Source organism: Pontimicrobium sp. IMCC45349 (assembly GCF_047219225.1).
GTDB lineage: Bacteria > Bacteroidota > Bacteroidia > Flavobacteriales > Flavobacteriaceae > IMCC45349.
On record NZ_CP178208.1, the window covers coordinates 2,573,408 to 2,586,972 of the forward strand.

Annotated in this window: 12 protein-coding genes; 10 read left to right on the forward strand and 2 right to left on the reverse strand. The window is 29.7% G+C overall.

Annotated features, from left to right (window positions below):
- The first annotated feature begins 3 nt into the window (after positions 1–3).
- From ACLII3_RS12015 to ACLII3_RS12045, 7 genes are all read left to right on the forward strand, one after another.
- Positions 4–1,539, forward strand: a complete 1,536-nt coding sequence (locus tag ACLII3_RS12015) for a glycosyltransferase family 2 protein (RefSeq protein ID WP_412984479.1) — start codon at positions 4–6, stop codon at positions 1,537–1,539.
- Positions 1,539–2,543 (forward strand): glycosyltransferase family 2 protein, encoded by a 1,005-nt coding sequence (locus ACLII3_RS12020; protein WP_412984480.1) that lies wholly within the window; start codon positions 1,539–1,541, stop codon positions 2,541–2,543. Before ACLII3_RS12015 ends, ACLII3_RS12020 begins: the two co-directional genes overlap by 1 nt.
- Positions 2,540–3,658, forward strand: coding sequence for a glycosyltransferase (locus ACLII3_RS12025; protein WP_412984481.1), 1,119 nt, complete (start codon positions 2,540–2,542; stop codon positions 3,656–3,658). The genes ACLII3_RS12020 and ACLII3_RS12025 overlap by 4 nt, the downstream gene beginning before the upstream one ends.
- On the forward strand, positions 3,658–4,737 hold the full coding sequence (locus tag ACLII3_RS12030; protein WP_412984482.1) for a glycosyltransferase: 1,080 nt from the start codon (positions 3,658–3,660) through the stop codon (positions 4,735–4,737). The genes ACLII3_RS12025 and ACLII3_RS12030 overlap by 1 nt, the downstream gene beginning before the upstream one ends.
- A gap of 37 nt (positions 4,738–4,774) precedes the next feature.
- Positions 4,775–6,130 (forward strand): O-antigen ligase family protein, encoded by a 1,356-nt coding sequence (locus tag ACLII3_RS12035; RefSeq protein WP_412984483.1) that lies wholly within the window; start codon positions 4,775–4,777, stop codon positions 6,128–6,130.
- On the forward strand, positions 6,090–7,106 hold the full coding sequence (locus ACLII3_RS12040) for a glycosyltransferase family 4 protein (RefSeq protein WP_412984484.1): 1,017 nt from the start codon (positions 6,090–6,092) through the stop codon (positions 7,104–7,106). The genes ACLII3_RS12035 and ACLII3_RS12040 overlap by 41 nt, the downstream gene beginning before the upstream one ends.
- A gap of 95 nt (positions 7,107–7,201) precedes the next feature.
- The gene (locus tag ACLII3_RS12045) at positions 7,202–8,593 is read left to right on the forward strand and encodes a sugar transferase (RefSeq protein WP_412984485.1); all 1,392 of its coding nucleotides are present in this window, start codon (positions 7,202–7,204) and stop codon (positions 8,591–8,593) included.
- 5 nt (positions 8,594–8,598) lie between these two features.
- Here ACLII3_RS12045 and ACLII3_RS12050 read toward each other — a convergent pair whose 3' ends face one another.
- Together ACLII3_RS12050 and ACLII3_RS12055 are read right to left on the reverse strand one after the other, a co-directional pair.
- On the reverse strand, positions 8,599–9,765 hold the full coding sequence (locus tag ACLII3_RS12050; RefSeq protein WP_412984486.1) for a DUF4105 domain-containing protein: 1,167 nt from the start codon (positions 9,763–9,765) through the stop codon (positions 8,599–8,601).
- A 13-nt stretch (positions 9,766–9,778) separates the two neighbouring features.
- The gene (locus ACLII3_RS12055; RefSeq protein WP_412987916.1) at positions 9,779–10,804 is read right to left on the reverse strand and encodes a PorV/PorQ family protein; all 1,026 of its coding nucleotides are present in this window, start codon (positions 10,802–10,804) and stop codon (positions 9,779–9,781) included.
- Between the two features lie 168 nt (positions 10,805–10,972).
- Between ACLII3_RS12055 and ACLII3_RS12060 the strand changes: the two genes are divergently transcribed.
- The 3 genes from ACLII3_RS12060 (at position 10,973) to ACLII3_RS12070 (ending at position 13,531) form a co-directional block, all read left to right on the forward strand.
- Positions 10,973–11,710 (forward strand): CDP-alcohol phosphatidyltransferase family protein, encoded by a 738-nt coding sequence (locus ACLII3_RS12060; RefSeq protein ID WP_412984487.1) that lies wholly within the window; start codon positions 10,973–10,975, stop codon positions 11,708–11,710.
- 4 nt (positions 11,711–11,714) lie between these two features.
- Positions 11,715–12,530 (forward strand): TerC family protein, encoded by an 816-nt coding sequence (locus ACLII3_RS12065; protein WP_412984488.1) that lies wholly within the window; start codon positions 11,715–11,717, stop codon positions 12,528–12,530.
- Positions 12,531–12,607: 77 nt separating this feature from the next.
- On the forward strand, positions 12,608–13,531 hold the full coding sequence (locus tag ACLII3_RS12070; protein WP_412984489.1) for a hypothetical protein: 924 nt from the start codon (positions 12,608–12,610) through the stop codon (positions 13,529–13,531).
- The last annotated feature ends 34 nt before the right edge of the window (positions 13,532–13,565 follow it).

The following is a 13,565-nucleotide window of genomic DNA, read 5'->3' on the forward strand; positions in this document are numbered from 1 at the left end:
TTGATGATAGTTTTGCAGCATAATAATAACAAAGTGGTTTCCGTAAAAGGACTTAATAACGAAACAGTTGTTAATGATACTTCTATGTCACCAATAAAAGTATTATTAGAGTTGGCAAAACTTAATGATAATTCAATTTTAGTTTGGTGTCATGAGTCACAAATAGATAATGTAGATTTTGAGTTTATTGAAAAGGAGTTTCATCTAAAAAATATGATGTTGTCTTATACACAAGACCATTATTTTTCAGAACAAATAGGATATGTTGAAGATTCTCCATTTTTAAAAGTTAATAAACAAGTAAAATACCCAACATGGTTAATGAGTAGCCAAGTTGGAACTATACATGCTTCAATATTATTAATGTTTGAAGATGTAATTAGTTTAAAATCTAATTTTGATTATACATTAAATTCTATCGCTAAGTTAGGTATGATTAATGGCTTGTTTTGTTATTCACAGCCTAAGCTTTTAAAAAATAATAACCAAACCGCAATTAGGTCAAAAGCATCAATAGCTACACTTTTCAAGTTTGTTAAGCAACACTATAAGTTAAGTTGGGTGTTTTTGTTGTTTTTTAATTTAGTTTTCTACGATAAAAAACTAGCATTTTGGTCATTTATAAAAACATTGGGTTTTTCTAAACTAAGCTTTAATAATATAATCAATATAGAAGCTTTAAAACAAAAAAGTAGGGATAAGAATGTAACCATAGATGTTGTCATTCCAACTATAGGAAGAAAAGATTATTTACATAATGTTGTCAAAGACTTAGCAGCTCAAACATTATTACCAAAAAATGTAATTATCGTAGAGCAAAACCCTAATGAAGGCAGTGTTTCAGAATTAGATTTCTTAAAAAATAACTATTGGCCCTTTGTAATAAAGCATCATTTTATACATCGCGCAGGTGCTTGTAATGCTAGAAACATGGCGCTTAAGGAAGTGACATCAGATTATGTGTATTTAGCAGATGATGATAATGTATTTGAAGCCACCTTATTAGAAGATATTATAGATACAATGCAGAAGTATAGCTTTGAAGCAATTACCATGTCTTATTTAAAGAAAGATGAGGTGGAACGCATAAAGCAACCAATTCAATGGTCAACTTTTGGAGCTGGAAGTAGTGTAATTAATTCTAAGTTTTTGGATAAAATAGCATTCAATTTAGCTCTAGAATTTGGTTATGGTGAAGATGTCGATTTTGGAATGCAACTGCGTAATTTTGGAACAGACGTCATCTACTTTCCTAACATAAAAATATTACATCTTAATGCACCAATGGGAGGATTTAGAACACGTTTTATACATCCTTGGGAGAATGATAATGTTCAACCAAAACCATCGCCAACAATTATGCTTAATAGAATGCTGAACGTAACAACACAACAAACACTTGGTTACAAAACAGTTTTGTTTTTTAAATACTATAAGCGTCAAAGTATAAAAAATCCAATGGCCTATTATAAAAGTTTTAATAAACAATGGGAACAAAGTGTATATTGGGCTAATCAATTAAAAGTTAAAAACAGGTAATGAAATTTTCGTTAGTGATATGTACATATATGCGTCCTAAGCCATTGGTAAAACTGCTTAACTCTGTAAGTACACAAACTTTGTATCCTAATGAAATATTAATAATTGATGGTTCTACCAATTCGGCGACTAAGGATATAATAAATGCTGTTGAGTATCAGAACTTAAAATACTTTGCTGTTAGTGATGAACATAGAGGACTGACCAAACAGCGTAACTATGGAATTTTAAAAGTAAGTAATGATTCCGAAGTAGTTTGTTTTTTAGATGACGATACCGAATTAGATGCTCACTATTTTGAAGAGATTATCAAAGCTTTTAAGTCCAATAAAGAAATAGTTGGTGTTGGAGGTGTAGCAGTAAATGAGAATAGATGGGCAAAGGCAAGTCCAAATATTAATTACTCTAAAAAGAAGTATTATTTCTCAGGAGATTATGTAGTTAAAGAAGGACTTAGAAATGTAGTTAGAAATTACTTAGGTTTAGAATCACCTTATCCTTCAGGAATTTTACCAAGCTTTTCACATGGAAGAACTTGTGGTTACCCTTTAAATGGAGAAATTCATGAAGTAGATTTACTAATTGGTATGTCCTTTAGTTTTAAAAAATCTGTTGTAGATAAAATTAAGTTCTCTACCTATTTTGAAGGTTATGGGTTGTATGAAGATGCCGATTTTTCATTAAGAGCATTAACATATGGGAAAAATGTAATTTGTACATCTGCAAAATTAAACCATTATCACGATGAAGCTGGAAGACCAAATAAGTTTAAGTATGGTAAAATGGTTATAAGAAATGGTTGGTATGTGTGGAGAATAAAAAATCCTAAACCAACTTTTAAAGATAGTTTTAAGTGGCATTTAATTAATTTTATTCAAATGAATATTAGGCTACTAAATGTTATAAATACCAATAAAAGAAAAGAGGCTTTAACCGATGCCTTAGGAAGAATATTTGGGTGGTTTTCTTTATTGTTTAATAAGCCTCAAATTTTAGATAAATGAAACTAGCTATTTTTACTCTTGTTGAGCATAAAATTGTAGATGGTAAATTCTATGGCTACGCACCTTATGTTAGGGAAATGAACCTATGGACTAATTATGTTGATGATGTTATTGTAGTAGGTTTAAAAGCAAAAGATAATACAGTTACAGATATAGATTTAGCTTATAGTCATCCAAATATTCAATTTGTTGAGGTGCCTAGTTTTAATATAAAATCCATTAAAGAGATTTTTAAAACACTTCTTAGTTTTCCTTCAATTTTTTTCAAGATGTTTAAAGTCATGAAAAAAGCAGATCATTTACATTTACGTTGTCCTAGTAATGTATCTGCCATTGCTGCCATTGTTCAAATATTCTTTCCTAGAAAACCAAAAACAACTAAATATGCTGGAAATTGGAATCCACGAAGTATTCAGCCTATAGGTTATAGGTTCCAAAAAGCGCTTTTACGAAATACATTTTTAACAAAAAACATGAAGGTTTTGGTGTATGGTGAGTGGAAAAATCAAACTAAAAATGTGTATCCTTTTATGTCTGCTACTTATCACAATTCTGAGCGAGTAGCGCATATACCAAGAGTTTATAATAAAGAACTAAATTTTATTTTTATAGGTAGTATGGTTATTGGTAAACGACCTATGTTGACCATACAAATTATTCAAGGTTTAAGAGATAAAGGGTATAATTGTAAACTACATATGTATGGAGATGGTGTCTTGATGGGTGAGCTTAAGGCTTATGTAGATGAAAATGAATTAAATGATGTGGTGTATTTGTATGGAAATCAATCTAAAGAAGTTGTTAGAGAAGCTATAAAAAAATCACATTTCACAATATTACCATCAAAAAGTGAAGGTTGGCCAAAGGCAATTGCTGAAGGAATGTTTTTTGGAGCTATTCCCATATCTACTAAAATTTCATGTTTAGAATGGATATTAGATTATGGGAAACGAGGTGTTTTAATAGAAGCAGAGTTGGATGCTGCGGTATTCGAAATTAGCAAATGTATAGAAAACAATGACTTAGAGACTATGTCAAAATTAGCTCAAGAGTGGTCACAAGTATATACTTTAGATAAATTAGATAAAGAAATAAAAATAGCTTTAGGATTATAATGCGTGTACTACAAATCATAGATTCACTTGATGCAGGAGGAGCAGAGCGTATGGCTGTTAATTTAGCTAATGGGTTAGGTACACATAAACAGATTGATAAATCTTTTTTATGTACTACTAGAGCTGAAGGACTTTTGAAATCTAGTGTTAATAATGATGTAGGTTATTTGTTTTTAGATAAGAAAAAAGCTTTAGATATTAAGTCGATTTTAAAGCTGAATAAATTTATAAAGCAAAATAAGATAACAATAATACATGCACATTCTACTTCGTTTTTTATAGCAACTATCGTTAAATTGTTAAATGGAAATGTGAAACTATTTTGGCATGACCATTATGGTAAAAGTGAGCAATTAAATGAGAGATCAAGTTTTGTTTTAAAGATATGTTCTCGATTTTTCACTCATATTTTTTCGGTAAATATGACTTTGCTTAATTGGGCAAAAAATAAATTATCGTGTAATAGTGCGACATATTTATCCAATTTTGCTTCCAATAAGTTAAGCCCAAAAACAGAAACAGAATTAAAGGGTGAAAAAGGGAAACGTATTCTATGTTTGGCTAATTTACGTCCACAAAAAGATCATAAAAACTTAATTAATGCTTTTAATAAACTATCTAAAATAGTTGATTCTTGGACATTACATTGTGTTGGGAAAAATTTCAATGACGAATATTCTAAAAGCATTTTCAAACTTGTCGATAATTTAAAACTTAATGAAAGTGTTTTCTTTTATGGAAGTAAGCAAGATACTACTAATATTATTTCACAGAGTGATATTGGTGTACTAGCTTCAAATTCTGAAGGATTGCCTTTAGCACTTCTAGAATATGGATTAGGAAAGTTAACAGTAATTACAACAAATGTTGGCGATTGTAGTGTAGTTATAACAGATGGAATAGAAGGAAGAGTGGTACCACCAAATGATAATGAAAAACTGTTTTTAGCAATGAAAGATTTAATTGAAGATGAAGCATTGTCTAAAAACTATTCTAAAAATCTTAATGAAAAGGTCAAAAATCAATTCTCAGAAAAGGCAATTTTAGAAGATTTAATAAAATACTATACAAATAACTAAAAACACTATTTTAGAATTTTAATAGACTAACTGTTTAATGAATTTAAAAGAAAACTATATAGCTTTAGTAATTATGCACATTGTTATTGGCGTGCTTATATACTCTATAGGTTCTTTTTCTAGAATATTTTTTCTTGCAGTTATAGGTTATTTTTTAGTACAGATAATAATTTCACCAATTAAGCAAAAAACCTATAATATACTGTTGGCCTGTGCTTATATAGTGGGTTCCGAAGTTTTGTTTAGAATGACAGGAGGTGGGATTTTTTATGAGTCGTCCAAGTATTTTGTGATTTTCTTTGCGCTCTTTGGAATGTTTTATAGAGGTATTTCAGGTAAAGGATATCCATACTTTATTTATTTAATTCTATTAGTTCCAGCAGTAGTTGTTGCATCCACAAATTTAGGTTATGATTTAAATTTTAGAAAGAGTGTGGCTTTTGTGCTAAGCGGACCAGTATGTTTGGGTGTAGCAGCATTGTTTTTTTATGATAAAAAAATACACATAGAAAAAATGCTTAATGTTTTGGTGTATTTAAGCTTACCAGTTGTCTCAATGACTACATATTTGTTTTTATATACTCCAAGTTTAAAATCTGTCTTAACAGGAACAGGTTCTAATTTTGCTGCTTCTGGTGGTTTTGGACCTAATCAAGTATCTACAATGTTGGGTATTGGCATGTTTGCATTTACAGTACGTTTTTTCATGAAGTCACCAACGTTATTTTTAAAGGTTTTTAATGCTGCTGTATTAGGAGCTATAGCTTTTAGAGCCATTGTTACATTTAGTAGAGGAGGTGTTTTAGCAGCTATAATTATGATAGGTGCGTTTTTATGGTTGTTGTATGCAAAGTCATCATACAGGCAAAAGCAAAATATATTACTGACCTTTGTTTTATTCTGCTTTGTTGGTATTGCTACTTGGATTACAAGTTCTAATCAAACAGAGGGATTAATTGATAAAAGATACTCAAATCAAGATGCTAAAGGAGAGGTTAAAGAAGATATTTCAACAGGAAGAGTAGATTTATTTGTTGGTGAGTTAGAAGGTTTTTTTCAACATCCTTTTGTAGGTGTAGGAGCTAGTGGTATGAAGCAATTTAGACTTGAATTAGAAGGAGGTATTGTAGCTTCACACAATGAAATTAGTAGGTTATTGTCTGAGCATGGACTCATGGGTGTTCTTATTTTGTTGATATTGATATTTAAACCGCTAGATTATAGAACGCAGCATAAAGGGAATTTGTTTTTTTATGCGTTTCTTTGTTTTTGGTTTGCTACAATAAACCATTCAGCAATGCGTATTGCAGCACCTGCATTTATATACTCTTTGTCATTATTAAATATTCGTTATGATAAGCCTTCTATACGTAGGAAACAACTTAAAGCATAGTAATTCTAATATTACTACTATTGAAACATTAAGTAGGTTGCTTGAGAGTGAAGGGTTTAATATAACGCTAACTTCTAGTAAAAAAAGCAAGGTAAATCGCCTTATTGATATGATCATAACTTTTTTCAAAGTTTATAAAAAGGTTGATTATATTTTAATAGACACCTATAGTACATCTAATTTTTATTATGCTATAGTTATAAGTCAACTCTCAAGGTTATTTAAGGTAAAGTATATCCCAATATTACATGGTGGAAATTTGCCTGATAGAATATCAAAATCAAAATTTTTAAGTAAGTTAATATTTAAAAATGCTTACAAAAATGTATCTCCTTCATTGTTTTTAAAAGAACGTTTTCATGATGAAGGCTTTAGCAATGTAGTTTATATTCCAAATACTATAGAGATTCAAAATTATAAGTTTGAAGAAAAAAGAAATTATCAAGAGATTAATTTACTTTGGGTAAGGTCATTTGCAAATATTTATAACCCTAAAATGGCAGTAAAAGTACTGCAGGAATTACTGAAATTAGGTTATAAAGCATCTTTATGTATGGTTGGTCCAGACAAAGATGGTAGTTTAATTAAAACAAAAGCGTTTGCTAACTCAATAGGAGTTGAGGTAACGTTTACAGGGAAATTATCTAAAAAGGAATGGATATCTATTTCTAAAGATTACAATGTCTTTATCAATACTACTAATTTTGATAATATGCCAGTAAGCGTAATTGAAGCTATGGCTTTAGGACTTCCAGTAGTATCTACTAATGTTGGAGGCATTCCGTATTTAATTTCTCATAATGAAAATGGATTAACCCTAAACCCAAATGATGTGAGTGCTATGGTAAATGAAATTGAACGTTTGTTAAATGATGTTCAGTTAAGAGAGCAAATTGTCCATGCTGCAAAACAAAAAGTAGATTTATTTGATTGGCAAGTGGTTAAAAAACAATGGATAAGGTTATTAAATGATTAAGGATTTACTTAGTTGTTAATAATCTATTCATCTGTTTTTATTTTTTTACTTGCACTGAGTTGTTATCTTTATACCTTGCTAATAACCTAACCAACATGAGCTCAAAAAAAGGAATGCATTTTGAAGTGTCTGAACGTAAAGTTTTATTACGTATTCTGGATATATGCTCAGTTTTAGTAGGTTTATATTTTGTTAGTTCGGTTTTTACATTTGATTATTTTACTATTACAAAGGAGAACTGGCTTTGGTCTTTGGTTTTAGTTTTTTACTTAACCATTTTCGGAACTATTTTCGAGCTTTATGATTTAAAGGCTTCTAGCCAATTGGATGTTACGTTTAAAAACATAGTTTTAACAGCGTCAATAACTGTTCTCTTCTACTTGTTAACACCAGTAATTACTCCTTTTTTACCAGAAAAGAGGATACAAGTAGTCTATTTTTATTTAACCATAATAGCAGCTATGTTTTTATGGCGATTAGCTTATACTACACTAATATCGTCACCGCGTTTTTATAAGAGAGTACTTCTTATTGGAGAAGTTTCTAATATTGAAAATATAGTTAAAACTATTAGTACCTATGATCCAAACTATAAAATACATGGTTTTGTTGATTGTGAAGACTCTAATAATAAAATAACATTTACAGGTTTAAAGGAATTCGATTCTAAAGATTTAAGCTCAGTTATTAGTAAAGAGAATATTTCAGAAATTGTTGTAGCTATATATAATCCAGATAGGATTACTCCAAATATTTATAACCAACTTACTGCATTGCTTGAACGTGGTTTTATTATAAGAGAGTACACACAAGTATTTGAAGAAATTACAAAACGTGTTCCAGTGCAATTTGTTGGTAAAGACTTTTATAGATATTTCCCTTTTAGTAGGAGTAATCAGAACAAATTATATATGTTTTTTCATCGTTTGATGGATATTATTTGCTCCATAATTGGGTTGGTTTTTGGGTTGATTTTTGTTCCATTTATTATTATAGGAAATCTAATAGGAAACAAGGGACCATTGTTTTATACACAAGAGCGTGTAGGTAAAAATGGAAAACCATTTAAGATAATAAAATATCGAACAATGGTTACACATGCAGAGTCCAATGGTGCCAAATGGGCACAAAAGAATGATGTTAGAGTTACCTCATTTGGACGTATTTTAAGAAATACTAGGCTAGACGAAATACCTCAGTTTATTAATGTTTTAAGAGGAGATATGAGTATTATTGGTCCTCGACCAGAGCGTCCATTTTTTGTTAAAGAGTTATCTCAAGTAATTCCATTTTACGAAACTAGACATACTATAAAACCAGGGCTTTCTGGTTGGGCTCAGGTGAACTCTAGATATGGTGCATCTATAGAAGATAGTTTAGAAAAGTTGCAATATGATTTATACTATATAAAGCATAGAAGTTTCTTTCTTGATATAAATATTATTGTAAAAACAATAAGTACAGTATTGTACTATAGAGGGCAATAAAGAGTTTATTTATTATAATAACTTATTAAATAAAGGTATCTAACCATTAGTGCTACTAGTAAAGGGATTAATGCTGGAGCAAAAACTTGTACGCCAATAGTCCAATGTAATGTCATTAGGCAAAGCATAATTACTAATAGTTTTAAATATTTAATAAACCATTGTTTTGGTGTTTTGCTTAAAACTTGTTTGATTACAAATATGTTTAAAGCAAAAGCCCATAATAAATTGTAGTTAAACCCTGTAGCTGTATGGTTAGTAGCAAACCATAAAAGCAGTAAACCAATACCAATTAAGCCTGTTATTGTAAAAATAAAAATGTCTAAATAAGTAGATTTTGTGTTGGTCTTTTTGTCTTTGTAAGTAATAAACAATATGCCTAATGATAGTATCAGGAAAACAAAAAGAGGAGAAGTAATAAAAGTGCTCTTATTGTCTTTTTTTGGTGCGTCAAAAATTAATTTTTCTTCTTTTATAAGTTTTGAACTGTCGTTTTTAAAAGTAGCAGAACTAAAAAAAGAGTGAATGTTTTTTGGTAAAAACATATGATCTTCTGGCGTAGCTTTTTTATCAATTATTGAGCCTAAAGCAATATCAATCCCTACACTTCCCCAAGAGTTATAGTTAAGCTCATTTTGAATAAGCGCTCTAAAAGTTTCTTGTTGAAAATTTTCAGGAGTATGGTAAGTAACATTGTTATTTGTAACCACATTAACTACATCTTTTATTTTGGTAGCACAATTATCATAAAAGAAATCGTATAAGTAATATTTGTTTTCTGGCTTTATATTATTTGTTAGAAAATCGAATAGTGCTTGTCTTTCTTCTTGGTTAAGGTTTAAAACTTGTTCTTTAATACTTCTTTGTTGGGCAACATAATTTGCGTAAAAATCTTTATAGTATGATAATCCTATTTTATAATTAAGTTTTCCTTGAGCAAATTCTAGATAAAAACTGGGTGTGTCAAAATCGAAGCGACCATAATCAAAAACTAAATCTCTATTAAAAGCTTTGTCTTTAACTCTAAACGCACTATGTCCAAAGGCATCATTTAGCATAGTTCCAGGACCAATGGTTAGTACACTTATTTCTGCATCTGGTGCTAATGTTACTTGAGCATTGCTAAATAGAAAGGAAGATAAAAATGAGAAGACAAGTAGTTTTAGTTTCATAAGTAATTTTGTACTATCTAAAAATACTAAAATCTAACTTTACAGAAAATACATTTGAATAAAGAGCTGCACTTTGATCTCCAATATCTGTAAAAGCATAGTCTATTTGAATACCATTGTACTTAAATCCTAATCCAAAGTTTGGTTGAAAAGTAAGTTTCTCGTTATTGTCAATTTGTAATTCATTTTGAAAATTACCTAAACCTGCTCTTAAAAACACTAGGTCAGTATAACCAAATTCAAATCCTAAAGCAGGATTAAAACTGGCAAAAGATGTAGAGATAATATCGTTATTTTCTTCAAAACGAACAATTAAATCAAATTCTGCGCGTAAAGTATAATCGTAATGAAATTCGTAAAATTTAGAAACACCTAATTGTAGTTTTGGTAAAGTTAATTCGGTTCCTTCTGGAGTTTCTTGGTTTTGACCTTCAATAGCATCTTGTATAGTTGCTAGTTTACCTTCATCAATAGCCCAAGCATTAAAAGTTGTTGTAATATCTCTTGCCATTAATCCAAATTTCCAGTTGTTATCACTTTCAAATTGAATACCTACATCTAAACCAAATCCCCAAGATGAAGCAAAATCACCAATAATACGTCTAATAACTTTAGCGTTGACACCATAATTCCAACCAGGAACAGGAAGTCTTCTCGAATAAGAAAAGGTTAAACCATAATCAACAGCCGAAAATAAATTAATTCTGTCGTAGTTTACATTTCCTTGCTCATCAATAAGTTGTGTTGTGTCTAGTATGTCATCTACACCAAATCTAATAAGTGATAATCCAACAGCACTTCTGTCATCTAAAGGCATCGCAAAAGCAGCATAGTTATAATTGGCTATGTTTGCAAAATAGCTTGAGTGCATTAATGCCATTTGACTATCCTCAAGGTTTACTAAACCAGCAGGATTCCAATATCCAGAATTTACATCGTTACTATGTGCTACAACAGCGTTACTCATACCAAGAGCTGCTGCGTCAACACCTATATTCATAAACTCATTGGAGTATTTTCTGGTGGTTTGTGCAGACATAATAGTTGCACATAAAACTAGCAATGCAAAAGTGTATTTTTTCAAAAACAAATTTTTTTACAAATATCAATAATTCAACTAATAAACTCTAATTTTTTATAGATATTGTATTTAAAATATATTAGACGAAAATAGTTTATTATTTTTACTGAAATTAAAATCTTTAGTTTGAAAAAACAGATACCCAATTTTGTAACACTTTTAAATTTATTTTGCGGAAGTGTTGCTGTTATTTTTGCTGTACACGGAAATATGAAGCTTACAGCTTTGTTTGTGTTTTTAGGCATATTTTTCGATTTTTTTGATGGCTTATTAGCGCGTAAATTAAAAGTGCAAAGTGAACTAGGTTTGCAACTTGATTCATTAGCAGATATGGTAACTAGTGGTTTAGTTCCTGGATTAGTTATGTTTAATTTGTTAGGTTTATCTTTAGATGAGTGGTCATCAATTGGAGTGAATAAAACTGTAGATTATGCTTTTGCAATTGATTCCGTAGTTTTCCTTCCATTTTTTGGATTACTTATTACTTTAGGTTCAGCTTATAGGTTGGCAAAGTTTAATATTTCAACTAATCAAACCGATTCGTTTATTGGTGTTCCAACACCTGCAAATACATTATTAATATTATCATTGCCATTAATTTTAGAATATCAAAACAGTGATTTAATGAATGCTATTATTCTTAATAAATGGTTTTTAATAGCTATAACCATATTAAGTTGCTATTTGTTAAATGCTAATATTAAACTATTAGCTCTTAAGTTTAAAAATTGGTCTTTTAAAGATAATTCGGCACGTTATTTATTAATTATTTTAGCTGTAGTATTATTGGTTATCTTCCAATTTGCAGGTATTCCACTTATCATATTAACGTATATAATCTTATCACTTTTAAATAGAAAGTAATCTTATGTTAGAAAGTATTTTTACATTATTAATGCTTGTAATGTTACAAGCAGTATTAGGTTTTGACAACTTATTATACATCTCACTAGAATCCAAAAAGGCACCAGAATCTGACCAAAAACGTGTTAGAAAGGTTGGTATCTTGATTGCCATAGCACTTAGAATTGTATTACTATTTGTATTAGTATCTATTATTGACTATTTCCAAGAACCGTTTTCATTTTTAACAGGAGGAATAGGTGAGTATGCACATTTCGCATTTAATGGTCATAGTTTAATAGTGTTAGCTGGAGGTGGATTTATCATATATACAGCCATAAAAGAAATATGGCATATGATTTCTATTAAACATTTAGATGAATATTTAGAAGGCGATACAAATAGTCATAGTAAATCATCTAACGCTGTAGTTGCTAGCATCGTATTAATGAATTTAGTATTTTCGTTTGATTCTATTTTAGCAGCAATTGGGTTAACAAGCGATATAGAAAACTCAACCACAGCATTTATAATTATGGCTATTGCTATTGTAGCGAGTGGTCTGTTAATGTTGGTATTGGCTAACAGAATTTCTACATTCTTAGCTAAAAATAGAATGTACGAAGTACTTGGTTTGTTTATACTTTTTATAGTTGGTATTATGTTAGTGACCGAAGGTGGTCATTTAGCACATATAAAACTATTTGGAAACGAAATTGTACCAATGAGTAAAACAACATTCTATTTTGTATTAGCTGTTTTAGTAATTGTAGATGTAGTTCAAGGACGTTACCAAAAGAAACTAATTGCTGAACGTGAACATAAAAAAGGTATGAAATAGATGATTAGATAGTTAGAATGTCTCATTATCTATACTTCTAAGTTGTAAGTAATACTCAACTCACTCAATTTTCATAAATGGTAAATAATAAAATTGGATTAAGTTTAAACGATTTTCCATCTTTAGAAAATTATAAAAAAAATTTACAAAGTTTAAAGGAACTCGATTTTAGAAACCTTTCTTTTGAGGAATTGCGAAAAGCTTACTTTGACCAAGCCAAAATTTTGCCCTATGTTTTAGGTAATACATCTCACACAATTTTTTCAAAAAACGAAAACAATTTCTTTTATAGAGCAAGAATACAACGGAGAAGTGAAATGCAAAAGGAAGATTCCACTTTAATTCAAAATTTCTCTTTTCCTCCACCTTCATATTGTAGTGACAATGGAAGAGCAAATTTAAAAAACACATCTGTTTTCTATTGTTCTAATACTGCCCCAGCTGCTCTAAACGAAGTAGAAATTGAAAATGGTTCAGAAGGGTTTCTAGGTGTTTGGGAATTAGACACAAAATCAGAATTAATTTTTAATTTATTAATGTCTAATGATACACCAGAAAGTAACTCATGGAGTGAGTATATCAAAGAACGTGATTATAATTATAAACTAAATCAAAAATTACATGAAGGAGAACTGTCAAATCATATGGATAGCTTAAGGAAGTTTATTAATGATGTTTTTATGTATGAAAATAAGCCTTATTGGCTTTCATCCTTTTTAGCTAACAGATATCTTTATGGTAATGACAATTCTGATTTCATAGTTTATCCAAGTGCAAAATCACATCACGATTATGTTAATTATGCTTTTCATCCAAATGCCGTACTTAATCATTTAAAACTATCTAGAGTTTTTATGTTCAGAATAAATGAAATTAATGATTCAGGTGTTTTCTATACAGTTTTGAAAGTTGGTTATCTAGATAGATTACATATTAAATGGAAATCAGCTGATGATAGTGATTTAAAATATATTCCTGAAGCTACAAGAAACAAAATCTAAAGTACTACTTACAACAACTTGTATAGTTCATTGC